Below are 22756 nucleotides of genomic sequence, written 5' to 3'. Positions count from 1 at the left end.
GGGCCGGCCTCCGTCGTCTCCCGGTCTTCCGGGGCGGGCGGAAAGGCTATTTGACCGCCGTCTTGCCGATGGTGGGCAGGATGAAGTCCTGAATCAGGCCCTTGGCGTCGCGGACGATCGGCCGGAACACCCGGTAGCGCGAGAGGTTGATGACCCGGGCTGCCATGGGCGTGGACCGGCGGACGAATTCCCGGGTCCGCTCGGTGCCCTCGGTCCGGTCGAAGACCCAGTAGAGCACCACGACCATGAGGTGCAGCCAGAGCACGTCGGGCAGCAGCTCGACCAGCTCGGCGTCCAGCTTCGGCGCCAGCTCCGAGCCCTGCAGCACCTCGCGGAACAGTTCCACTGCGGTCGCGCGGGCCGGGTGCGACTCATTGGAGAACGGGCTCAGCGAGCTGGTCGGGTCGGCTGCCGTCCGGAAGAACTGCGCGGCGAACTCGTGGTACGGCGCGGCCGTGTCGAGCCAGGAGGTCAGCGCGATTTCCAGCCGCTCGGCGAAGTCCCGCGTGTTGGCCATGCGATTCCTGGCGTCCGCCGCGTGGTCGTACGTCATCCGGTCGTAGAACCCCTGGATCAGGAATTCCTTCGCCGAGAAATAGTAGTAAGCGTTTCCGACCGAGACGCCCGCTTCGGTGGCGATGGCGCGCATGGTGGTCTTCTCGTAGCCCCGTTCCTGGAACAGCCGCATCGCGGTCTCCAGGATCAGGGCCCGGGTCGCCTCACTCTTGTCGGTCTTCGGCTGCGCCCGGGCGCCGGGCATGGGCCCGCCCTCCGCGCCGGGCGCGGCCGAAGCCTCGGCCGTACCGCTCTCGCCGTCCGTTCGGTTCGTCGCTGCCAGCTCGTCCACGGGGACGAGCCTAGCCGGAGACGAGGTTCCAGCCGGTGTCGGTGTTGGTGGCACCGGATGCCCCCTCCGCACCCGGTGCCACGAACACCACCCCCGGTGATTCGAACGCGTTCAAAAGCTTGACGGAACTGTAGACGTTTCGGTTGAACATGTTCAACTCCATCTCTGTGGGAGGCTGGTCACATGATCAGTTCAGGGAAGGCCGCCATCCGGCGCGGCGACGTACGGGATGCCGAGTCCATCGCCGAGCTGCATGCCCTCAGCTGGCGCACCACCTACCGCGGGATCGTCCCGGAGGCAGGCCTCGGCGACGGGATGGCCGCCCAGCGGCGCGAGCTGTGGGCGCTGCGCCTGGACGCCGACTACGGCGGGCCGGAGAACACGCCCGAGCTGCTGATTGCCGAACGGGCGGGGGAGACGGTCGGGTTCATCTACCTCGTCCCGCAGCCGGACGGCCGGGTACTGATCGACAACCTGCACGTGCGCCCCGGCCTGACCAGCGGTGGCATCGGCCGGGAGCTGCTGACCGCGGCCCGGGCCCACGTCGCCGAGCGGCACCCCGGGGCGGAGCTCGTCCTGGAGGTGCTGCGCGACAACACCCGGGCGATCGCGTTCTACGAGCGCGAGGGCGCGGTACGGATCCGGGCGCAGGAAGGTGTCTTCCCGGGTGGGTTCGTGCTGCCCGAGTACGTGTACGCCTGGCCGGGTCGGCCAAGGTCCTGAAAGTCGGTCGGGATCGGTCGAGGTCGATTGAGGTTGGTCGAGGTCGAGGTCGGGCGCGAGGTGGTGGGCCGGTCGAGGGCCGGTCAGTCGAAGTCGTAGACTGTCACCGGGACACCCCGTGCCGTCAGCCTGGCGGTGACCAGCGGCTCGACCTTCTCCCAGCGCCCGCCCGCCAGTCCGCAGCCTATCCGCGGCATGTGGACGGAGGCGCCGAGTTCGAGCGCGCGCTCGCCCAGCGCGGCCAGCCCGGTGTCGATCGCCTCGTACCGCACCGGCACCCCGGTGGAGCGGCCGGTCCGGATGCCGCGCTGGCCGACCAGGTTGGCCACCCAGATGTACGGCTCGACCTGTACGACCTGGAGGGCGCCGAGGCCGAAGTCGTTCTTCGCCCGTGCCCGGTGCCAGCGTCGGAACGCGGCCTCGGGCTCGGGCCAGCGTCTGGAGAGCGCGAGCACGAAGCCCTTCCCCCAGCCGCCGAGATCGTTGCAGACGTGCGCGATCACCTTCACGCCCTTGCCCTGGGGCGTGGTGGCATCGCCTCGGACGTAGGTGATTCCTGCCATGACTCGAAGTTAGACGGAGGCACTGACAACCCGCTCGGAATTTTCCGCCGCACCGTCCGGCGAGGACGGTCGCGCCAGCAGGTGCCGGCGCCCGGCCAGCGCGATCAGCAGCGCGAGCGCCGCGGCAGAGGCCGGCAGGGCGTACCCGGTGCCGGGGGCGGCGTGCTCGGCGATCGTCCCGGCGAGTGCCGCGCCGGCCGAGATGCCGACCACGATGCCGGACACGGCCATCGCCATGCCCTCGTTGAACTGCCGCTGTGGTAGCAGGCCCTGGATGAGCGTCATGCCGGTCACCATGGTCGGCGCGGTGGCGGTGCCGGCCGCGAACAGCACCACCCCGAGCACCCCGAGTCCGGCGCCGCCGAGTCCGGCGGCCAGCGGCAGCAACAGCACGCCGGCCATCGCGGACGCCCCGATCAGGAAGCGCGCCCCCGGGGCGCGGCGTGGCGTCAGCAGGCCGAACAGCAGCCCCGCCAGGCAGGATCCGGCCGCGACGAGGGCGAGCAGTGCTCCGGCCACCGCCTTGTGCCCCAGGGCGTCGGCGTACGCCACGGTGGTGATCTCGGTGGCACCGAAGACCATGCCGGTCGCGAGGAATGTCAGCACCAGCACGCGCAGCCCGGGTGCCCGCAGCGGGGAGCCGTGCCGCTGCCCGGTCGCGGCCCGCCCCGGCGCCGGGGCGGGCGGCAGCGGTGGTTCGGTGCGCCGCTGGGCGGCGAAGAGCAGGGTGCCGGCGGTGCCGAGCGTGCCGGCGGTGATCAGTCCGGCTTCCGGGACGAGCGTGGTGCAGAGCAGCATCGCGAGCACCGGTCCGGCCATGAAGCAGAGTTCGTCCAGGGCCTGCTCGAAGGAGTTGGCCAGGTGCCGGGCGGCCGGGTCGTCGCGGTACAGGTGGGCCCAGCGGGAGCGGGCCATGCCGCCGAGGTTGGGGGCGGCGGCGCAGGCCGCGGAGCAGAGGTAGAGCGTCCAGTCCGGCGCGCCCAGCCGGACGCAGAGCAGCAGGCCGGCGAGTGGGAGGACGTTGTACAGCGCGGCCGGCACCGACACCCGGGCCTGCCCGTACCGGTCCACCAGCCGTCCGATCAGCGGCATGCCGATCGCGCCGGTGACGAGTCCGGCCGCCGAGACCGACCCCGCCAGCCCGTACGAGCCGCGCCGCTCGGAGAGCAGCACCACCAGGGAGACGCCGGTCATCGACAGCGCTAGCCGGCCGAGCAGTCCGGCCAGGGTGAAGGCGGCGGCGCCGGGGGCTGCGAACAGCCGCCGGTAGGAGGCGAGGGAGGCGCGCGGGGGCATGGGGCTCCTGGGCAGGAACGAAGGGGGGCGGGATGTCCCACAGCCTCGCCGCAGCGGGTGCCGGCCGTCCAACACCCGTTCCGCCGCACTCACAACACACTGTTGTTAATCTGCCGTCCATGCCCCGTGACCTGCACCCCCGCCTGCTCCGCGGCTTCGTAGCGACCGCCGAGACCCTGCACTTCGGCCGGGCCGCCGAGCAACTGCACATCGCCCAGCAGGCCCTCAGCCGGGACGTCCGGACCCTGGAGGGGCTACTCGGCGACGCGCTGTTCACCCGCACCACCCGCAGCGTCGACCTCACCCCGGCCGGGCAGCGGCTGCTGCCCCGGGCGCGCCGACTCCTCGCCCTGCACGACGAGATCCTCGCCGGGGCCGCCGCCCGGCCGCTGCTGCTCGACCTCAACAGCGACGTCACCGGCCCGGACCTCACCGCCGACCGGGTGCTCGAACGGGCCCGCGCCGCCTGGCCCGAGGGGGAGCTGCTGGCCCGCTTCCACGGCGGGCTGGCCGCGGCCGCCGCCGAACTGCTGACCCACCGGCTGGACGCCTCCTTCGGCCGCTTTGCCGGACTGCCCGCCCCGGTGCGCGGCCAACTCGTCCAGCTGCCCGTCCGGTTGGAGCGGATCTCGGTGATGATGGCGGACACCCATCCGCTGGCAGGGCGTTCCGGGCTGCGTCCGGCCGAGCTGGTGGGGCACCCCGTCGACATCTGCGCGGGCAACCCGGCCACCACCGAGTGGGCCGACCTCGGCATCCGGCTGTTGCGCGAGCACGGCCTGACGGCGGCGGACCCGTACGTCCCGCCGGTGGGCGTGGACGAGACCGCCCGCTACCTGGCCCGGCACGGCGACCCGATGCTGACCACGGTCGGCGGCCCGAGGATCCCGGGCACGGTCAACGTGCCGCTGGTGGACCCGGTGCCGCTGAGCCTGGTCAGCCTGGTGCACCGGCCCGGCGAACGGCACCCGGGGCTGCGCGCGCTGGCAGCCGCGGCGGGCGAGCTGGGCGCGGCCGAGGGCTGGCTGCGCCGGCCGCCGGGCAGCTGGCTGCCGGCGGTGGACGCGGCGCTGCTGCCGGCCGGTTGACGGGAAACACGCGAGGGGACGGGTGCGGGAGCGGCGCGCGCGGGGCAGGCGCATGACGCGCATGAGGGGCGCGCCCGGGAACGGGACCGCCCCTGCCTCGGGGGGATAGGCAGGGGCGGTGCTCATGGGGGGCGGGGCGGTCCCGCCCGGTCGGGCGCCCGGTCAGGCGGCCTTGACGGCGGAGATGTCGAAGCTGAGCTTGACCTTCTCGCCGATCAGGACGCCGCCGGTCTCCAGGGCGGCGTTGTAGGTCAGGCCGAAGTCGGTGCGGTCGACGACGGCCTTGCCCTCGAAGCCGACCCGCTGGGCGCCGTACGCGTCGATGGCGCTGCCGGTGTACTCCAGGTCCAGCACGACCGGGCGGGTGGTGCCCTTGATGGTGAGCTCGCCGGCCATCCGGTACGCGTCGTCGCCGACCCGCTCGGTGGAGGTGCTGCGGAAGCGGATCTCCGGGTGGGTCTCGGCGGCGAAGAAGTCGCCGGTGCGCAGGTGCTCGTCGCGCTGGGCCTGGTTGGTGTCGACGCTCGCGACCTTGATGACCAGTTCGGCCGAGGAGTTGCCGGGGGTGCTGCCGTCGAGGTGCAGCTTGCCGTCGTACTCGGTGAAGCGGCCCTTGACGTTGGTGACCATGGCGTGGCGCACCGAGAACGCGACCTCGCTGTGCGTGGTGTCGATCGCCCAGTCGCCGGTCAGGTGGGCGAGGTCCGGGCCTGCCTGGGTCTGGACGGCGGTGGTGGCGGGGGTGGTCGTCTTGGTGCGGTTGAACAGGCCCATGGCTCCTCCTCGGGTCCGAAGCCATTTGTTTAGGCTTCAACTTGTTGGCTCCAGCGTAGGGCAGTTTCGTTCAACTTTCAACCATGCTCGTCGGAGATCCCCCGAACGGCTCAGCCGACCGGTCCTGTCGGCCCTCCCGGCTAGGCTGCGAACAACCGCTTCCACCAGCCCGGAAGGCTCCCGATGTTCGTCCTGCACGCACTCTGGCGGGCGGACGGACGGCTGGCGCTCTGGGCCGAGGACGCCCACGCCCACCCCGGCGCCGCCAGGCCGCAGCCCGACCGCCCCGCCCCGCGCGCCCACCCCTACGCCTGCCCGGCCGGCGAACTCGCCGCCGTGCTCGGCGGCATCGGCCCCGGCCTCGGCTGGCTCGCCGGCCAGGCCCCCGAGCGCTGGGCCACCCTCCTGCTGCCCACCGTCGGCGCCGCCCCCGCACCCTCGCCCGACCTGCCGGTCACACCGCCGCGCGGCGGCGCGGTGCTCGCCCCCTGGCGGGTGCCGGCGCTGCTCTTCGAGGCCGGGGACGCCGCCCAACTGCTCGGCGAGGTCTTCGACCCGCACTGGGCCGTCACCAGCACCGACCTGCCCGGCGCCGGGCGCGTCGAGGTCGTCCACGGTCCCTCACTGCGCTGGCTCACCGGGGCGCACGACCTCGCCTGGCGGACGGTCGGCCGGGGCCGGGTGCTGCCGCTCCCGGTCCTGGCCGACGGCCGCCCGCAGGCCCGCTGGCGGCCCGACCCGACCTCGGCCGGCCGCCGCGAGGCCGCCGCGCTGGCGGCGGGCTGCCCGCCGGTCCTGCTCGGGGAATGGCCGCACGGCGCCGGCACCGGGGAGGCACTGCTGGACTCCGTGCTGGAGGCATTGGTGGACGCCGAAGCCCGCGCCGCCCTGGCCGACACGCACTTCCCCTTCCCGGGAGCGGCCGAACCCGGCGCGGGGGCAGCCGAGCGGTGGCTGCACGCCCTCGCCGCCCCCCTTGCCGCCCCCGGCGGCGACCTCGACGGCGGCTCCGGCAGCGGTCCCGGCGGCGGCCTCGACGGCGTTCCGCCCGAGGACTTCGCCGAACTGCGTCGCCGCGTCGCCGCCTGGTACGCGGCCGCCGCGCCCGCCCACCCCGCGCTGCGGCTCTGCTTCCGCCTGGTCGAGCCGCTCGGCTCCGGCGACGACGACCCCGAGGGCCGCCTGTCCGACGACGCCTGGCAGCTGGAGTTCCTGCTCCAGGCGGTGGACGAGCCGTCCCTGTTGATCCGTGCCGCCGACCTGCACGAGGGCGGCGCCGGGTACGCCGCCCTCGCCCGCAAGACCGCCGACCCTGTCGCACGCCCAGTTGCCAACCCAGCCGCAGCCCCAGCCGCCGCCCCGGCGGCCGACCCGACCGACGTCCTGGTCGCCGAACTCGCCCGGGCCGCCCACCGCTGGGCCGCCCTGGACGGGCTGCGCCACCGCTCCCGCCCGTCGGCCCTGCCGCTCGACCGGGCGGGCGCGCTGGACTTCCTGCGCACCGCCGCGCCCGCCCTCGCCGAGGACGGCTTCGGCGTGCTGCTCCCCGCCTGGTGGCGCCGCCGCCCCCGGCTCGGGCTCGCCCTGCGCGCCACCACCCCACCCGCGCCCGGCGCGCTCGCGACCACCGGCCAGGTGGACCGGGACGCCGTGGTCGCCTTCCGCTGGCAGGCCGCGCTCGGCCCGGACGGGGCGCCCCTGACTGAGCAGGAACTGGCCGAACTGGCCGCCGCCAAGCAGGGCTTGGTCCGGGTGCGGGGCACCTGGCTGGAGGCCGACCCGGCGCAGATCGCCGCCGCGCTCGACTTCCTCGCCACCCGGCGCGACGACGTGCCCGCCACCGCCGACCTGCTGCGGCTCGCCCTCGACCCGCAGGCCACGGTCGCCGGGCTGCCCGTCACGTCCGTCCGGGCGGACGGCCCCCTGGGCGACCTGCTCGCCGGGCGGGCCGACGCCGGGCCCGCCCCGGTGCTGCCCCCGGACTTCCGCGCGGTCCTGCGCCCGTACCAGGAGCGCGGGCTGGCCTGGCTGCGGACGATGTCCGGCCTCGGCCTCGGCGCCGTCCTCGCCGATGACATGGGCCTCGGCAAGACCGTGCAGACCCTCGCCCTGCTGGCCGCCGAGCAGGCCGAGCAGGCCGTACCGACCGAGCCAGCCACCGGCCCCACCCTGCTGGTCTGCCCGATGTCCCTGGTCGGCAACTGGCAGCGCGAGGCCGAGCGCTTCGCCCCCGCCCTGCGGCGGTACGTCCACCACGGCTCCGGCCGCCTCGGCGCGGAGCAACTCGCCCAAGCCGTAAGCGGCATGGATCTGGTCATCACCACCTACGGGCTGGTCCAGCGCGACCTCCCCGCCCTGCGGAGGATCCGCTGGCGCCGGGTGGTCGCCGACGAGGCCCAGCACATCAAGAACACCGGCACCGCGCAGTCCCGGGCGATCCGCGCCCTGCCCGTCACCCGCCACCGGATCGCGCTGACCGGCACCCCGGTGGAGAACCGGCTCTCCGAACTGCACGCCGTCCTGGACTTCGCCAACCCGGGCCTGCTCGGTCCGGCCGAGCGCTTCAAGGAGCGGTACGCGATCCCGGTCGAGCTGCACCGCAGTCCCGAGCGCACCGCCGAACTCCGGCGCCGCACCGCCCCGTTCGTGCTGCGTCGGCTCAAGTCCGACCCGGCGGTGGCGGCCGACCTGCCCGCCAAGCAGGAGATGACCGTCTGGTGCAACCTCACCGCCGAACAGGCCGGCCTCTACCAGGCGGTGGTCGCCGACCTGCTGCGGCGGGTCGAGGGGATCAAGGGCGTGGAGCGGCGCGGCACGGTCCTGGCGGCGATCGGCAAGCTCAAGCAGGTCTGCAACCATCCGGCCCAACTCCTGCACGACGGATCGGCGTTGGGCGAGCGTTCGGGCAAGGTCGCCCGGCTGGCCGAGCTGCTGGAGGAGGCGCTGGCCGAGGGTGACCGGACGCTGGTCTTCACCCAGTACGCCGAGTTCGGCACGATGCTCCGCCCGTACCTGGAGCACCGGCTCGGCGAGGAGGTGCTCTACCTGCACGGCGGCGTGGCTCGGGCGCGCCGCGAGGAGTTGGTCGATCGTTTCCAATCACCGGACGGGCCAAGGGTGTTCCTGCTCTCGCTGCGGGCCGGCGGCACCGGCCTCAACCTGACCGCTGCCAACCAGGTGATCCATCTGGACCGTTGGTGGAACCCGGCGGTCGAGGAGCAGGCCACCGACCGCGCCTTCCGGATCGGCCAGCGCCGGGACGTCCAGGTCCGCCGGCTGGTCTGCGTCGGCACCGTCGAGGAGCGGATCGACGAACTCCTCGCCGCCAAGCGCTCGTTGGCCGAGACGGTGGTGGGGGAGGGGGAGCGCTGGCTCACCGACCTGCCACTCGGGGACCTGCGCGAACTGGTCGCCCTCACCCGGGAGGACGCCGTCGCCGAGGAGGACGCATGACCGAGGAGGACGTATGAGCCCGGGAGAGCGCATGACCGAGCAGCCGGCCCCGATGGTCCACGTCGCCGCCTACTGGCGCGGCGACTTCACCCTGCGCCCCGCCCCACCCGAGCGAGAACCGAACGAACCGGACGACCTGGATGAACCGGACGAGTCCTCGCTGCGCCGCCTCGGCCGCTCCGGCATCACCGTCCACGGCCGTGATCTCGCCGTCCTGCTCGCCCCCGCGTACGACGCCTTCCGCGGCTGAGGGGCCGCGGCTACCGTGCGATAGCGTCCCGAGGGTGACCGACACCCACGAGTCCGGAGCGGCCGCCACCCGGCTGGCCGACTTCGAGCAGCACCGGCGGATGGTCTTCGGCATCGCCTACCGGATGCTCGGCAGCGTCGCCGACGCCGAGGACCTGGTCCAGGACGCCTGGCTGCGCTGGAGCGGCGTCACCGGCCCGGTCGCCAGCCCCAGCGGCTTCCTGGCCCGTACGGTCACCAACCTCGCCCTCAACCGGCTGGACTCGGCCGCCGTCCGCCGCGAGTCCTACGTCGGCCCGTGGCTGCCCGAGCCGCTGGTCGCCGAGCCGGACGCGACCGACGGCGTCGAGCGCGCCGAGACCGTGTCGCTCGCCCTGCTCGTGGTGCTGGAGAGCCTGTCCCCCCTGGAGCGGGCGGTGTTCGTCCTCAAGGAGGCTTTCGGCTTCAGCTACCAGGAGATCGCCGAGGCGCTGGACCGTACCGAGACCGCCTGCCGCCAGGTCGGCAGCCGCGCCCGGGCGCACGTCCGCGCCCGCCGCCCCCGCTACGACGCGCCGCCCCAGCTGCGCCGCCGGGCCACCGACGAGTTCCTGGCGGCCTGCGCCGGCGGCGCCCTCCACCGGATGCTCGAACTCCTCGCCCCGGACGTCACGACCTGGAGCGACGGCGGCGGGGTGATCCGCGCGGCGCTGCGGCCGGTCACCGGCGCCGAGAACGTCGCCCGCTTCGCCCTCGGCGTGCTCGGCCGGCTGGGCGAGGGCGCTGCCGTCCGGCCCGTCCTGGTCAACGGCGAGCCCGGGCTGCTGATCACCGTGGACGGCGCGGTCGACTCCGTCTCGGTGTTCGACTTCGTCGAGGGGGCGGACGGCACGCTCCTGATCTCCGCGATCCGCGCCGTCCGCAACCCGCACAAGCTCGCCCACCTCACCCACCCCACCGACCCCGGCCCTTCAGCCCCCGCCCCCGCCCCCGCTCCCGCCGCTCCCGCCGCCCCCGCCGGCTCCGGCGGCTCCGGCGGCGCCGCCGAGCGGGCTTGACCCTCGACCAGGTCGAGCCCGCAGAGTCACCCGCATGGAGAGCGAGCTGCACAGCATCGGCGAGCTGGCCCGCGCCAGCGGCCTCGGCGTCGGCACCCTGCGCTACTACGACGGCGCCGAGGTGCTCACCCCGGCCTGGGTCGACCCGCAGACCGGCTACCGCTGGTACCGCCCCGGCCAGCTCGCCGACGCCCGGCTGCTGGCCCGGCTCCGCCGGGTCGGCCTGCCGCTGGCCGGCATCCGCGCGGTGCTCGGCGCCGCGCCCGCCGGCGGCGAGGCCCGGCGGGTGCTGGACGCGCACCTGCGGCGGCTGGAGGACGGCCTGGCCGACGCCCGCCGCGAGCTCTCCCTGATCCACGCGATGATCGACCAGAGGGAGCAACCGATGCCCACCACCCCCGCCGACCTGCGCCTCACCGTCCCGGCCGAGGCCCTGGCCGCCGCCCTGGACGCGGTCCGCTTCGCGGTCTGCGGCGACCCGGAGCTGCCCTCCCTCGCCGGCGTGCTGTTCGAGCCGGACGGTCCGGTGCTGCGCCTGGTCGCCACCGACCGCTACCGGATGGCCTTCGCCGAGGTGCCCGCCACCGGCGACACGCCCGAGCGGCCTGCGACCGGCACGATCGTGCCGACCCCACTGGTGGACGCCCTACGCGCGCTGCTCGGCGCGGGCGCGGGCGCGGGTGCTGCGGAGGTGAGGCTCACCCTCGGCAGCGGTCTGGTCCGCGCCGAAGCCGGGGCCCACCGCATCGAGGGCGCCGCCCCGGACTTCGACTACCCCGACCACCGCGCCCTCACCAGGCTCGAACCCGAGCACCGGATCACCCTCGCCGCCGCCGAACTGCGCGCCGCCGTCGAGACCGGCGCCACCCGCACCCTGCCCTCCGGCCCGGACGGCGCCGACTGCGCGGTCACCGTCCTCACCCTGACCGGCGACGGCCGCCTGACCGTCGCCGCCGAACCCACCCCCGACGGCTTCCGACTGGCCGTCAACCGGGACTTCCTCCTCGACGCCCTCGACGCCGGTCGGCCCGAACAACTCCTGCTCGAACTCGGCGGCCCCATCGCACCGTTGGCCATCCGCACCCCGGGCCGCGCGGGCACCTTCTCCGTCCTGATGCCCATCCGCCTGCCCGAGTCCGCCTGACCGGCCGGCCCGCCTCAGTGGCCGGCCCACCTCAGCGACGGCGAACCCCAGACCGGCTGCGGGCTGCCGCCACACTCAACCGACGCCCGGAGCCGGCCGATGGACGCCCTCCGGGAGGCCAACGACGAGCACCGCGTCCTCGGCTTCTCGCCAGAACAACAGCGAGTCACCTGACTTCTTCCGGATCGGAGCCGATTCCCCGATCCCTTCGATTCTGACTGTCATCGCCTTTTCGGAGCATCCGACGGTCGCGAATTCGAAGGGCTCCAGTCGGGATGTCGCCAGGGTGTATTTCCCTTCGAGAACCGTCCCGGGGAATTCCTGATGGGCGTCCGAGAAGCCGGTGCGGCCGGCCGGCCGGGACGATCCGAACGACGTCGGAGCGGCCGCGGTCGGCTCGGTCAGCGAGTCCGGCAGGAACGCCACCTGGCAGGCTCCGCCCCGCACGAAGAGGACCACGTCGGTGCCCGAAATCACGGCGACCCCAAGAACTTTCGCCGTCCCCTTGGAGGGCGGCGCGTCGATGCTGCGCTGGATCGACTCACCGGCAGACGTGGCGGCGATCCCGTTCAAGACCCACGGCCCGTCTTCCCCTTGAGCCGCGGTGCCACCCCCAGTGCACGCGGTCGCGAGGCCGGCCGTGAGGAGAACTACCGCGCCCACGAGTCGGTTGGATCGCCACATGTGTCGAAGTCCCTTGGCTGGCCCATTGGTTGTGGCAGAAGCCTAGCGACCGGTAGGCGTCGCCGCCGCCGACATGGCGCTCTCCGGCCGAGGCCGAGGTGGCGCAGCCGTCGACCGCGGAGTGGCCGACCAGCGGACACGCCCCCGCCCCGCCGTCGCGGTTGCTCCCGCTAGCACCCTGCTTGCAAATGCAAGCAGGGTGCTGCACGCTGTCTGCATGGCCTCACTCAACGTCGCCTCGCTGGGCGAGTACATCCGGGAGCAGCGCCGCAACGCGCAGTACTCGCTGCGGCAGCTGGCGGAGGCCGCAGGCGTGTCCAACCCGTACCTCAGCCAGATCGAGCGCGGGCTGCGCAAGCCGAGCGCGGAGATCCTGCAGCAGATCGCCAAGGCGCTGCGGATCTCGGCGGAGACGCTGTACGTCCAGGCCGGGATCCTGGAGGAGCGGCGGGGCGAGGGCCTGGAACTGCGGGCCTCGATCCTGGCCGATCCGCTGATCAACGAGCGGCAGAAGCAGGCGCTGCTCGCGGTCTACGACGCCTTCCTCAAGGAGAACGCCGCTCCGGCCTCCGGTGCGACGACCGACGACTCAGCCACCCAGAACACCCACCGGGAGGACCGGTAGCCATGCCTATCACCGACGACATCAAGAAGACCCTCAGCGACCCCACCCCGCTGTACGCCCTGGCCGGTGCCGGGGACCTCGCGTACGAGAAGCTGCGGGAGGTGCCGGGCAAGGTCGAGGCGCTGGCGGCGGACCGCAGGGGCGCGCAGGAGAAGGCCACCGCCAGGCTCCAGGAGGCGCAGTCGCTGCTGGTCGGGGCGCCGGCCAAGGTCAGCGAGGCGGTCACGACCCTGCCGACCGATCTCAAGGCGCTGCAGGAGCGGGCTCAGGGCTTCGCGCTGCAGCAGGTGGCCCGTGCGGTCGAGTTGGCGGTGAAGGCCAAGGAGACGTACGACGAGCTGGCCGAGCGCGGCAAGGTCGCCGTGGACAAGGCCCGCCCCGCCACGCCGGCCGAGGCCGCCGGTCCGATCGGGGGCGCCCGCCCGGCCGAGGAGCCGGTCGAGGTCGAACTGGTGGAGGCCGAGCTGGTGGAGGACGGCGCCGCCGAGCCGACGCCGAAGAAGTCCGCCCGGGCCCGGAAGGCCGCTGCCGCCGACTCGGAGTGAGTGGGGACCGCTGACGGGGGCACATTCGGTGACCACGGGACGTTGACCGCGGTGCGGACGGCCGCCGTGCCAGGATGGGCGGCGATCGAAGCGCCGGAGTTCGAGAGACAGAGGAGATCGTGATGGTCGGAGTGCTCCAGATTCTGGCCTTTTCCTACCTGAACCCGATCTGGTGGGCGACGATCGCCATCCTGGCCTACAAGCTGTTCGCCCTGGTCGACGCGGCCACCCGCCGCGAGGACGCCTACCGGGCGGCGGACAAGAAGACCAAGGGGTTCTGGATCGTGATCCTCGCGATCTCCTTCGGCTGGGACTTCCTGTTCGGGGTGAACTTCTTCACCGGCATCGGCACCCTGGCCGGCCTGGTCGCCTCGATCGTCTACGTGGTGGACGTCCGCCCCGCGATCCGGGCGCTGACCGGAGGCGGCGGCCGGAGCAACACCGGCCCGTACGGGCCCTGGTAGGCGGAGCGGCGGACAAGACGGCGGCCCGGGCGGTGAGTTCACCCGCCCGGGCCGCCGCTTGTCCGCCTGCCTGTCGGCCCGCGTGCCTGCCTGCGCGGCCACCCGCGGGCCCGCCCGCCCGACTGTCAGCCGAGGATCAGCTGCACCGGGTTGCGCTCCAGCAGCAGCACCGCGACGTCGTCGGTCAGCGCGCCGCCGTTCAGCTCCTCGACCTCGGCGATGGCGCTGTCGATCAGCCGCCCCCGGGTCAGCCCGGCGGCTTGGTGGTCGCCGATCAGGTCCGCGAGCCCGTCCTGGCCCAGGCGCCGGGAGCCGGCCCCGACCCGGCCCTCGATCAGCCCGTCGGTGTAGAGCAACAGCCGCCAGCCGGGCCGGAGTTCGATCTCCTGGGCGGGCCAGGCGGCCTGCCCGTCGTGGCACGGCAGCAGGCCGAGCGCGGGCCCGGCGTAGTCGGCCGGCAAGGAGACCGGCTGGTGGTCGCGGCCGAGCAGCAGCGGCGCCGGGTGCCCGGCGAGGTAAAGCCGGGCCCGCTCGCCGGAGCCGAGCGAGTCGAGGCCGCCGGTGCCGCCGGGTTCGATGACGAGCATGCAGAGCGTCGCGAAGATCTCGTCGCTGCGCCGCTCGTGTTCCAGCACGTGTTGGAGGGTGGTGAGCAGGGCCTCGCCGGTGAGGCCCGCGAAGACCAGGGTGCGCCACGCTATCCGGAGTGCGACGCCGAGCGCGGCTTCGTCGGGGCCGTGGCCGCAGACGTCGCCGATCACGACGTGGACGGTGCCGTCGTCGGTGCGCACGGCGTCGTAGAAGTCGCCGCCGAGCAGGGCGCGGCGGCGGCCGGGGCGGTAGCGGCGGGTGAAGGAGAGCCCGGCGCCGTCGAGCAGCGGGGTGGGCAGCAGGTGGCGTTGGAGGCGGGCGTTCTCCTGGCCGCGCAGCTCGGCTTCGACCAGGCGGCGCTGGGACTCGTCGGCGCGCTTGCGTTCGACGGCGTAGCGCAGCGCGCGGGCGAGCAGCGGGCCGTCCGTCTCGTTCTTGATCAGGAAGTCCTGGGCGCCGGCGGCGACGGCGGCCGCGCCGAGTTCGGCTCCGGCGGCGTCGGTGAGCACCACGACGGGTGTGTGCGGGGCCCGGCGGAGCAGCTCGTGCAGGCCTTCCAGGCCGTCGGTGGAGCCGGTGGAGCCAGCAGAGCCGAAGGAGTTGGCGGAGTCGGAGGGGTCGGCCGGGCGCGGCAGGTCGGCGGGCGCGGCGAGGTCGAGCAGCACGCACCCGAATTCGGGGCCGCGGGCGCGGCCGCGCCGGCTGGAGAGCGCGGACGGGGCGAGCAGTCCGGCGGCCTGGTCGAGGCCGCGGGCCCAGTGGATCTCGATCGAGGCGCCGCTGTCGGCCACCGCTGCCTTGATCAGCTGGGCGTCCGACGCGTCGTCCTCGATGACCAGGAGCCGCAGCGGCGTGCCGCCCTCGGCGGGGCTGTCGGGGCCGGGCCTCGACGGCACCTCGGAGACGTGGGACGGGTGGGCGGCGTGCGCGGCCCGGACCGCCTGCGAGCGGGGGTGGGGTATCGGGGGAGTCGCCGTCGCCTGGCCGGTCGTGGCGGGGCGGTTGCGGGCATGGCCGACGGGGGCGCCGCCATGGGCGCCCGGCAGGTCCGCGGCACCAGGTGCCCGCCCGTCTCCCGTTGCGGGCATCGGTCGTTCCTCCCTTTCCCCGACTGCGTAACGGTCGATGTCCGTCCGCAGTGCCCGCCTGGCACCGTGCGTCGGGGAACTTCTCGCGACCATAACGTGATCTCCGGGGATTTCTCGGGCCGACCGGCGCCGTTGTGGTTATTGCCACGCCGGTGGCGGTGCGGTGATCGGACTCGGACGGCGGCTCGGATGCCCGTCCCGGCGGCTGCCGCGCGGGGCGGGGAAGGAGGCAGACGATGGTGGCACGGATCACCCTGGTCGAGGGTGACATCACGGAACAGCAGGTGGACGTGGTGGTGAACGCCGCCAACTCGTCCTTGTTGGGGGGTGGCGGGGTGGACGGTGCGATCCACCGCAGGGGCGGGCCGGAGATCCTGGCGGACTGCCGTCGGCTGCGCGCCTCGCACTGGGGCAAGGGGTTGCCCACCGGGCGTGCGGTGGCGACGACGGCCGGACGGCTCCCGGCCCGGTGGGTGGTGCACACCGTCGGGCCGGTGTACCGGGCGGAGGAGTACGAGGAACGGGCGGAGTTGCTGGCCTCCTGCTATCGCGAGTCGCTGCGCACCGCCGCGGAGCTGGGCGCGCGCACGGTGGCCTTCCCGGCCGTGTCGGCCGGGATCTACGGCTGGCCGCCCGCGGACGCGGCCCGGATCGCGCTGGCCACCGTCGCGCGGGTGTTGGGCGGCGGTGACGCGGAGGCGGGTGCGGAGCTGGCGGAGGTGCGGTTCGTGCTGTTCGGGTCGGAGATGTACGAGGTGTTCGAGCGGGCCCGAGAGGAACTGCTCGGGCGGGACGGCTGACGGCGGGACAGGACGGGACACGACAGGACGGGAGTGGCCTGGGCGGGGCGCGGTGCGTACCGGGCGGCGTGTGGTGCCACCGCCCGGTGGGATCCATCGTCGCGTGACGAGGCGTCAACGCGCCAGAGATATTCGATAACTCGTTCGAGTGAATGCGTCGGATCGCTCACCAGCTCCCGTTCGCCCCGGCCACCACCGGGCGGCTACGGCGCGAGCGCCGACCAGGGCAGCGTGACCTCGCCCTGCCGCCAGCGCCCCCGCGCGTCCACCAGTGGCCAACTGCCCGTCAGTGCCGTGCAGGCGGCCACCCAGCGCTGCCGCGCGCCGAACGCGCCGTACGGCGCGGCCGCCGCCCAGGCCCGGTCGAAGTCGGTCAGGAAGGCGTGCACCGGCCGGCCCGGCACGTTGTGGTGGATCAGCGCCTTCGGCAGCCGTTCGGCCAGGTCGGAGGGCTGGCCGAGGCCGCCCAGCCGGACCGCGAAGGTCACCGTCCGGGGCCCCTCCGGGCCGAGCGCGACCCAGACGTGCCGCCGTCCGATCTCGTCGCAGGTGCCCTCGACCAGCAGGCCGTCCGGGGCGAGTCGCGCGCACAGCCGCTCCCAGACCCCGGCCACCGCCGACTCGTCGTACTGCCGCAGCACGTTGGCCGCCCGGATCAGCTGGGCCGGTACGCCGCCGTCCAGCGGTACCTCGAAGCCGCCGCGCCGGAAGGTGAGCAGCGGCGGCTCGGCGTACGGCAGCGCGGCCGCGACCCGCTCCGGCTCGATCTCGATCCCGACCACCCGGACGTCCGGGCGCACCGCGCGCAGCCGCCCGGCCAGCTCGACGGCCGTCCACGGGGCGGCGCCGTAGCCGAGGTCCACCGCGACCGGCGGGCGGCCGGCGGCGCGCAGCGTCCCGCCCAGGGCGTGGGCGATCCAGCGGTCCATCCGGCGCAGCCGGTTGGTGTTGGTGGTGCCCCGGGTGACGGTCCCCACGGGGCGTCCGGTCCGCCCGCGGGCGGGCGCGGCGGTCGCGGGGTCGAAGGAGGCAGCCATGCCCAGAAGGGTAGTCGGGGCGCCGGCGGCACCGCGCTGACCAGGGGCGACGCCGGTCCGTACGGCTCGTGGGGCGGGCCGGGAATGCCGGACGCCGCCCGCGTGGTTGGCATCCTGGTGGTGATGTGTGCCCGGACGGGGCAGCGCACACCGGACAGCGGGCGGCCCGGACGCGGACCGCTTTGACGGGCCGCACAGAGGAGGCTTCAGCCAGGTGATCCAGCACCCCGTCCGTTCGGTACGCCGTGCCCAGGCCGCCGCGCCCGCGCGCGGCCGGCTCCAGTCGCTCGTCCCGGGGCGCCGCCGCCCGCGCCGGATAGCGATGCTGAGCGTGCACACCTCGCCGCTGCACCAGCCCGGCACGGGGGACGCAGGCGGGATGAACGTCTACATCGTCGAGCTGGCGAAGCGCCTGGCCGATCTCAACATCGAGGTCGAGGTGTTCACCCGGGCGATCTGCTCGGACGACGCCCCGACCGTCGAGCTGGCTCCGGGCGTCCTGGTCCGCCACGTCACCGCCGGGCCGTACGAGGGCCTCATCAAGGAGGACCTGCCGGCCCAGCTGTGCGCCTTCACCCACGGGGTGCTGCGGACGGAGGCGGGCCACCGCCCCGGCCACTACGACCTGGTGCACTCGCACTACTGGCTCTCCGGGCAGGTCGGCTGGCTGGCCGCGCAGCGCTGGGGGGTGCCGCTGGTGCACACCATGCACACCATGGCGAAGGTCAAGAACGCCGCGCTGGCCGAAGGCGACACGCCCGAGCCCGCGGCCCGGGTGATCGGTGAGACGCAGGTGGTGGAGGCGGCCGACCGGCTGATCGCCAACACCACCGAGGAGGCCGCCGAGCTGGCGCTGCACTACGCCGCCCGGCCGGACCAGCTGGCCGTCGTCCACCCCGGGGTCAATCTGGAGGTGTTCCGTCCGGGCGGCTCGCGGTCGCAGTCGCAGTCCGCGGTCCGGGCCCGGCTGGGCCTGCCGCAGGACGCCGCCGTACTGCTCTTCGCCGGTCGGATCCAGCCGCTGAAGGCCCCGGACGTGCTGCTGCGGGCGGTTGCCGCGCTGCTGGCCCGCCGCCCCGAGCTGCGCGAGCGCCTGGTGGTGCCGGTGGTCGGCGGGCCGTCCGGCACCGGGCTGGCCCGGCCGGAGAGCCTGCACAAGCTCGCCGCTCAGCTCGGCATCTCCGACGTGGTGCGCTTCCATCCGCCGGTCGGCCAGGAGCGGCTCGCGCAGTGGTACCGCGCGGCGACGGCCCTGGTGATGCCCTCGTACAGCGAGTCGTTCGGCCTGGTCGCGCTGGAGGCGCAGGCCTGCGGCACCCCGGTGGTGGCGGCCGCGGTGGGCGGCCTGCCGGTCGCGGTGCGGGACGGCGAGACGGGCACCCTGGTGCGCGGCCACGACCCGTTGGAGTGGTCGCACGCGCTGGAGCCGTACGTCACCGATCCGGCGCTGGTGGCCCGACGCGGCGCGGCGGCGGCCCGGCACGCGTCGGCCTTCGGCTGGGACACCGCCGCGGCGACCACCGCCGAGGTGTACGCCGGCAGCCTGGCCCGCCCGGCCGGTCGGCTGGCCGCCGCCCGGCGGCGGCTGACCTGAGCCGGCCTGAGCCGCCCGACCCAGCCGGGTGACGCGACCGAGCCGGGTGACCCGGCCGAGCCGGCCGTGCGACGGCTGAGGCTGCGCCTGGCGGGTACCGGCGAGTAACGTCATCCCCATGGCAATCCGCACCAAGGACGAGGCCCTGACCCTCCTGCGCGCAGCCCTGGACGACGCCGGGGTGGCCTGGGAGCCGGCCGCCACCGACCCGTACACGCTGGTAGCGACCCTCCCCGGAACGCGCAAGTTGAGCACCACCTGCGCCCTGCGGGCCGGCGACCACACCCTGTCGGTGAACGCCTTCGTGATCCGCCGCCCGGACGAGAACCACGAGGCGGTCTACCGCTGGCTGCTGGAGCGCAACACCCGGCTGTACGGGGTCGCCTACGCGATCGACGCGCTCGGCGACGTCTACCTGGCCGGCCGGCTGCCACTGGAGGCGCTCACCCCGGCGGTCGTCGACCGACTCCTCGGGACGGTGCTGGAGAACGCGGACGAGCCGTTCAACACCCTGCTGGAGCTGGGCTTCGCATCGGCGATCCGGCGTGAGTGGGAGTGGCGGACCAAGCGCGGGGAGTCCACCCGCAACCTGGCCGCCTTCGCCCACCTGGCCGCCGCCGACGCCGCCGCCCCGGCCGCACCCGCTGACGACGTCCCGGCCGCCGACTGAGGATTCCGGTTCAGGCTCCCGCCGGAGCCTTCTCGGGCTCCGCCGCCGGAGCCACCGCCGGAGCCACCGCGGGCTCCGCCGCCGGCGCGACGGCCACGACGGTCCTGGCGTCCGCCGCGGTGCCGGCCCGCTTCCCGAGCAGCGCGTACCCGACCGCGGCGATCGTTCCGCAGATGCCGCACGCGCCCCACAGCACCCCGCCGCCCGCCCGTTCCAGCAGCACGCCGCCCGCGGCCGGGCCGAGGAACGAGGCCAGCGACCAGGACAGCGAGTAGACGCCCTGGTAGCGCCCGCGCGCGTGGGTCGGCGACAGTTCGGCGATCAGTCCCATGAGGGTCGGCGTGTAGAGGATCTCCCCGATCGTCCAGACCGCCACGGTGAGGGCGTAGAGCCATGCGGACGATCCGGCCAGGGTCGTCATCCCGAATCCCCAGCCGACGAGCAGTGCGGCCGCCGCCAGCATCGCCGACCGGCTGCGGTTCTCGACCCACCGCGTGAACGGGATCTGCAGCAGCACGATCAGCAGCCCGTTCAGGCCGATGACCAGGCCGTATTCGGAGGAGGTGATCCCCCGGCGGCCCATGTCCACCGCGAGGGTGGTGGAGCCCTGCTGGAGCACGAGGGCGAGCAGCAGGGTGAGTCCGACCACGGCCATGAAGCGGCGGTCCCGGAACACCGTGCCGAGGCCGGTCGCCGGTTCGTCGGCCTTCGCCGCCGGGGTGTCGGGCTTCGTCTCCGGGAGCCTGACGAAGATCACCACGGCGCAGAGCACCGTGGAGAGCGCGTCCAGCAGGAAGAGCGTGAGGTAGCCGTGGGTGGCGATCAGGCCGGCGACGGCCGAGGAGAGGCCGAAGCCCAGGTTGATCGCCCAGAAGTTCAGCGAGTAGGCGCGGACCCGGTCGGCGGCCGGGACGATGTCCGCGATGATCGCCGAGATGGCCGGCCGGGTGGCGTTGTTGCAGAAGCCCACCAGGAAGACCACCACCGCGATCGCCACCTGGCCGTCCGCGAAGCCGAGCACGGCGGTGAACAGCGCGGTGCCGAGTTGGGCGGCGAGCAGGGTCGGGCGCCGCCCGATCCGGTCGGTCAGCACCCCGGCGACGATCGAGGACAGCGCCGAACCGAGGCCGAACAGGGAGGCGACCAGGCCCGCGTAGGACGCCGAGTACCCCCGGCTGCCGGTGAGGTAGAGCGCCAGGAACGTGACCACGAAGGCGCCGAGCCGGTTGATCAGGGTCGAGACCCAGAGCCACCAGAACTGGCGCGGTAGCCCGCCCGCCGTCTCCTGGACCATTCTTCGGAACCGGGGGGTGACGAGCATGTGGGGCTCCCGAGGGCAGGTGTCCGCTGAGCGGCGCGGGCAGGACCGATCAGCCGACGAATGTAAGCGCCAGATGCGCGGAGCACACGTTACACACCGGCTGAAGGTCCCCACCAGGGGTTTTCGGGCCCTCTACTAAGCTGGGCGTCATGGCTGACACGACGTACCGACTCATCCTGCTCCGCCACGGCGAGAGCGAGTGGAACCAGAAGAACCTGTTCACCGGTTGGGTCGACGTCGACCTCAACGAGAAGGGCGAGAAGGAGGCCGCCCGCGGTGGCGAGCTCCTGGCCGCCGAGGGCCTGCTCCCCGACGTGCTGCACACCTCGCTGCTGCGCCGTGCCATCCGCACCTCGCAGATCGCCCTGGACAAGGCCGACCGCCACTGGATCCCGGTCAGCCGCAGCTGGCGTCTGAACGAGCGGCACTACGGCGCGCTGCAGGGCAAGGACAAGGCCCAGACCCTGGCCGAGTTCGGCGAGGAGCAGTTCCAGCTGTGGCGCCGCTCGTACGACACCCCGCCGCCGGCGCTGGCCGACGACTCCGAGTACTCGCAGGCCGCCGACCCGCGCTACGCCGAGATCCCGAGCGAGCTGCGTCCGCGCACCGAGTGCCTGAAGGACGTCGTCGACCGGATGCTGCCGTACTGGTACGACGCCATCGTCCCCGACCTCGCCGCCGGCAAGACCGTGCTGGTCACCGCCCACGGCAACAGCCTGCGCGCACTGGTCAAGCACCTTGACGGCATCTCCGACGAGGACATCGCCGGCCTGAACATCCCGACCGGCATCCCGCTGGTGTACGAGCTCGACGCCGACTTCAAGCCCGTCGCCAAGGGCGGTCGCTACCTCGACCCGGACGCCGCCGCAGCAGCCATCGAGGCGGTCAAGAACCAGGGCAAGAAGTAAGCCGCTTGCCGGAACGGCCCCCGACCTGCGCGAATGGCGCGGATCGGGGGCCGTCTTCGTTCCCGGGCCCCTGGGGGCGGGAGTCCTCAGTGGCCGCCGCAGCAGCCGCCGTGCGCGCCGCCGCACTGGCAGGGCGCGCCGGACTGGCAGCCGCAGCCGCAGCCCGGGCCGCAGCCGCAGCCGGCCGCGAGGACGGGCAACAGCTTCGGGGTGGGCGGCTCGACGGTGTCGCGGGCCGATGCCGGGCGGGTCGGGTTGGCCTTCATCGAGCTGTTCCCTCCGTGAAGCGGGCACACTCCGGCGCCCGATACTCCGAGTGAAACCGCCGAACGGAGGGAGCGTCAACGGGCGCGCAGTGGTGGGACGTACGGGCGTCCGTGCGTCCGCACCACCCCCGCCACAGGTTTACTCACCCCTCGGGGCGAGCGGTCGTCACAGCGGAGCTCATTCCGCCGCGCCGGCCTCCACGGTCTCGGCGGCCTCGGCGGCGGCCATGAACTCGGCCACGTGCTCGCCCGTCACCAGGTACACCACGCGCTTGGCGACCGACACCGCGTGGTCCGCGAAGCGCTCGTAGTAGCGGCCGACCAGGGTGAGGTCGACGGCGGTCTCGATGCCGTGGTGCCAGCGCTCGTCGATCAGGTGCGACAGCAGCTCGCGGTGCAGGCTGTCGATGGCGTCGTCGTCCTGCTCCATCTCCAGGGCCTTGTCGACGTCCTTGGTGGCGATCACCAGACCGGCCTTGGCCACCAGGCGCTGGGCGAGCTGGCCCATCTCCAGGACGGTGGAGTGCAGGTCGCGGGGCACCGCCGTGTCCGGGTAGCGCATCCGCGCGACCTTGGCGACGTGCCGGGCGAGGTCGCCGCAGCGCTCCAGGTCGGCGCTCATCCGCAGCGAGGTGACGACGATGCGCAGGTCGGTGGCGACGGGCTGCTGGCGGGCCAGCAGGTCGATGGCCCGGTTCTCCAGCTCGTGGTGCAGCTCGTTGACCTTCTCGTCGGCGGAGATCACGCTCTCCGCCAGCGCCAGGTCCGCGTCGAGGAGGGCGGTGGTGGCGCGGCCGAGGGCAGAGCCGACCAGCCGGGCCATCTCGACCAGGCTGTCGCCGATCGCATCGAGTTCCTCGTGGTACGCGTCGCGCATGTTCTCTCCTCAGTAGCTGTGTCGGTGGCGGTGCCGACCGGTCATCCCGTCCGACTGTCGTTCCGGCGTCCGGGTGGCCGCTGCTGGTGGCGCGCATCGTACGCGCACACCC

The 22756-nt window shown here is 73.9% G+C and carries 24 protein-coding genes; 13 read left to right on the top strand and 11 right to left on the bottom strand.

Annotated elements, in window-relative coordinates; genetic code table 11:
- Positions 1-46: 46 nt before the first annotated feature.
- Together AC0B61_RS08000 and AC0B61_RS07995 are read right to left on the bottom strand one after the other, a co-directional pair.
- Entirely contained in the window at positions 47-847 is an 801-nt protein-coding gene (locus AC0B61_RS08000; protein WP_471739740.1) for a TetR/AcrR family transcriptional regulator, read from the bottom strand.
- A 10-nt stretch (positions 848-857) separates the two neighbouring features.
- The gene (locus AC0B61_RS07995; RefSeq protein WP_471739739.1) at positions 858-998 is read right to left on the bottom strand and encodes a hypothetical protein; all 141 of its coding nucleotides are present in this window, start codon (positions 996-998) and stop codon (positions 858-860) included.
- Positions 999-1030: 32 nt separating this feature from the next.
- Between AC0B61_RS07995 and AC0B61_RS07990 the strand changes: the two genes are divergently transcribed.
- On the top strand, positions 1031-1570 hold the full coding sequence (locus AC0B61_RS07990; protein WP_471739738.1) for a GNAT family N-acetyltransferase: 540 nt from the start codon (positions 1031-1033) through the stop codon (positions 1568-1570).
- Between the two features lie 83 nt (positions 1571-1653).
- Here AC0B61_RS07990 and AC0B61_RS07985 read toward each other — a convergent pair whose 3' ends face one another.
- Together AC0B61_RS07985 and AC0B61_RS07980 are read right to left on the bottom strand one after the other, a co-directional pair.
- A complete protein-coding gene (locus AC0B61_RS07985) occupies positions 1654-2133 on the bottom strand; it encodes a macro domain-containing protein (protein WP_471739737.1) in 480 nt (159 codons plus the stop codon).
- A 9-nt stretch (positions 2134-2142) separates the two neighbouring features.
- Complete coding sequence (locus tag AC0B61_RS07980; protein ID WP_471739736.1) at positions 2143-3429, bottom strand: MFS transporter; 1287 nt, start codon at positions 3427-3429, stop codon at positions 2143-2145.
- 119 nt (positions 3430-3548) lie between these two features.
- Here AC0B61_RS07980 and AC0B61_RS07975 point away from each other — a divergent pair, with 119 nt between their 5' ends.
- The gene (locus tag AC0B61_RS07975) at positions 3549-4517 is read left to right on the top strand and encodes a LysR family transcriptional regulator (RefSeq protein WP_471739735.1); all 969 of its coding nucleotides are present in this window, start codon (positions 3549-3551) and stop codon (positions 4515-4517) included.
- Positions 4518-4679: 162 nt separating this feature from the next.
- Here the strand turns inward: AC0B61_RS07975 and AC0B61_RS07970 are convergent, their stop codons facing one another.
- A complete protein-coding gene (locus AC0B61_RS07970; RefSeq protein WP_471739734.1) occupies positions 4680-5291 on the bottom strand; it encodes a YceI family protein in 612 nt (203 codons plus the stop codon).
- 183 nt (positions 5292-5474) lie between these two features.
- Here AC0B61_RS07970 and AC0B61_RS07965 point away from each other — a divergent pair, with 183 nt between their 5' ends.
- Genes AC0B61_RS07965 through AC0B61_RS07950 form a run of 4 tightly spaced genes read left to right on the top strand, consistent with a single transcriptional unit; the run spans position 5475 to position 11174 of the window.
- Positions 5475-8744 carry a DEAD/DEAH box helicase gene (locus AC0B61_RS07965; protein ID WP_471739733.1) on the top strand — a complete coding sequence of 1090 codons (3270 nt, stop codon included), beginning with the start codon at positions 5475-5477 and terminating at the stop codon, positions 8742-8744.
- A gap of 31 nt (positions 8745-8775) precedes the next feature.
- Positions 8776-8994, top strand: coding sequence for a hypothetical protein (locus tag AC0B61_RS07960; RefSeq protein WP_471739732.1), 219 nt, complete (start codon positions 8776-8778; stop codon positions 8992-8994).
- A 34-nt stretch (positions 8995-9028) separates the two neighbouring features.
- Positions 9029-10030: an RNA polymerase sigma-70 factor gene (locus AC0B61_RS07955; RefSeq protein WP_471739731.1), complete on the top strand. Its 1002-nt coding sequence runs from the start codon at positions 9029-9031 to the stop codon at positions 10028-10030.
- Between the two features lie 34 nt (positions 10031-10064).
- Positions 10065-11174 carry a DNA polymerase III subunit beta family protein gene (locus AC0B61_RS07950; RefSeq protein WP_471739730.1) on the top strand — a complete coding sequence of 370 codons (1110 nt, stop codon included), beginning with the start codon at positions 10065-10067 and terminating at the stop codon, positions 11172-11174.
- Between the two features lie 75 nt (positions 11175-11249).
- On the opposite strand, the gene AC0B61_RS07945 is transcribed toward AC0B61_RS07950, so the two are convergent.
- Positions 11250-11747 (bottom strand): hypothetical protein, encoded by a 498-nt coding sequence (locus AC0B61_RS07945; protein ID WP_471739729.1) that lies wholly within the window; start codon positions 11745-11747, stop codon positions 11250-11252.
- A gap of 328 nt (positions 11748-12075) precedes the next feature.
- Between AC0B61_RS07945 and AC0B61_RS07940 the strand changes: the two genes are divergently transcribed.
- The 3 genes from AC0B61_RS07940 to AC0B61_RS07930 all read left to right on the top strand — a co-directional run bounded on the left by AC0B61_RS07940 (position 12076) and on the right by AC0B61_RS07930 (position 13492).
- Positions 12076-12483, top strand: a complete 408-nt coding sequence (locus AC0B61_RS07940) for a helix-turn-helix domain-containing protein (RefSeq protein WP_471739728.1) — start codon at positions 12076-12078, stop codon at positions 12481-12483.
- A gap of 2 nt (positions 12484-12485) precedes the next feature.
- Entirely contained in the window at positions 12486-13028 is a 543-nt protein-coding gene (locus AC0B61_RS07935; RefSeq protein WP_471739727.1) for a hypothetical protein, read from the top strand.
- 122 nt (positions 13029-13150) lie between these two features.
- Complete coding sequence (locus AC0B61_RS07930) at positions 13151-13492, top strand: DUF2516 family protein (protein ID WP_471739726.1); 342 nt, start codon at positions 13151-13153, stop codon at positions 13490-13492.
- A 125-nt stretch (positions 13493-13617) separates the two neighbouring features.
- Here the strand turns inward: AC0B61_RS07930 and AC0B61_RS07925 are convergent, their stop codons facing one another.
- A complete protein-coding gene (locus tag AC0B61_RS07925; RefSeq protein WP_471739725.1) occupies positions 13618-15171 on the bottom strand; it encodes a PP2C family protein-serine/threonine phosphatase in 1554 nt (517 codons plus the stop codon).
- 236 nt (positions 15172-15407) lie between these two features.
- Between AC0B61_RS07925 and AC0B61_RS07920 the strand changes: the two genes are divergently transcribed.
- On the top strand, positions 15408-15971 hold the full coding sequence (locus AC0B61_RS07920) for an O-acetyl-ADP-ribose deacetylase (protein ID WP_471739724.1): 564 nt from the start codon (positions 15408-15410) through the stop codon (positions 15969-15971).
- Between the two features lie 203 nt (positions 15972-16174).
- On the opposite strand, the gene AC0B61_RS07915 is transcribed toward AC0B61_RS07920, so the two are convergent.
- Positions 16175-17008, bottom strand: a complete 834-nt coding sequence (locus AC0B61_RS07915; RefSeq protein WP_471739723.1) for a methyltransferase domain-containing protein — start codon at positions 17006-17008, stop codon at positions 16175-16177.
- Between the two features lie 214 nt (positions 17009-17222).
- Here AC0B61_RS07915 and mshA point away from each other — a divergent pair, with 214 nt between their 5' ends.
- Positions 17223-18602, top strand: a complete 1380-nt coding sequence (mshA, locus tag AC0B61_RS07910; RefSeq protein ID WP_471739722.1) for a D-inositol-3-phosphate glycosyltransferase — start codon at positions 17223-17225, stop codon at positions 18600-18602.
- 118 nt (positions 18603-18720) lie between these two features.
- Complete coding sequence (locus AC0B61_RS07905; protein WP_471739721.1) at positions 18721-19272, top strand: type III secretion system chaperone family protein; 552 nt, start codon at positions 18721-18723, stop codon at positions 19270-19272.
- A 10-nt stretch (positions 19273-19282) separates the two neighbouring features.
- Here the strand turns inward: AC0B61_RS07905 and AC0B61_RS07900 are convergent, their stop codons facing one another.
- Positions 19283-20593: an MDR family MFS transporter gene (locus tag AC0B61_RS07900; protein ID WP_471739720.1), complete on the bottom strand. Its 1311-nt coding sequence runs from the start codon at positions 20591-20593 to the stop codon at positions 19283-19285.
- Positions 20594-20742: 149 nt separating this feature from the next.
- Here AC0B61_RS07900 and AC0B61_RS07895 point away from each other — a divergent pair, with 149 nt between their 5' ends.
- Positions 20743-21501, top strand: coding sequence for a phosphoglyceromutase (locus tag AC0B61_RS07895; RefSeq protein ID WP_471739719.1), 759 nt, complete (start codon positions 20743-20745; stop codon positions 21499-21501).
- An 86-nt stretch (positions 21502-21587) separates the two neighbouring features.
- Here AC0B61_RS07895 and AC0B61_RS07890 read toward each other — a convergent pair whose 3' ends face one another.
- Together AC0B61_RS07890 and phoU are read right to left on the bottom strand one after the other, a co-directional pair.
- Positions 21588-21767 (bottom strand): hypothetical protein, encoded by a 180-nt coding sequence (locus tag AC0B61_RS07890; protein ID WP_471739718.1) that lies wholly within the window; start codon positions 21765-21767, stop codon positions 21588-21590.
- A 178-nt stretch (positions 21768-21945) separates the two neighbouring features.
- A complete protein-coding gene (phoU, locus tag AC0B61_RS07885; RefSeq protein WP_471739717.1) occupies positions 21946-22644 on the bottom strand; it encodes a phosphate signaling complex protein PhoU in 699 nt (232 codons plus the stop codon).
- Positions 22645-22756: the final 112 nt, after the last annotated feature.

The organism is Kitasatospora sp. NPDC023385 (assembly GCF_055664045.1).
The sequence above is the reverse complement of the archived record's forward strand: the minus strand, read 5'-3'. Positions and strand labels throughout refer to the sequence as shown.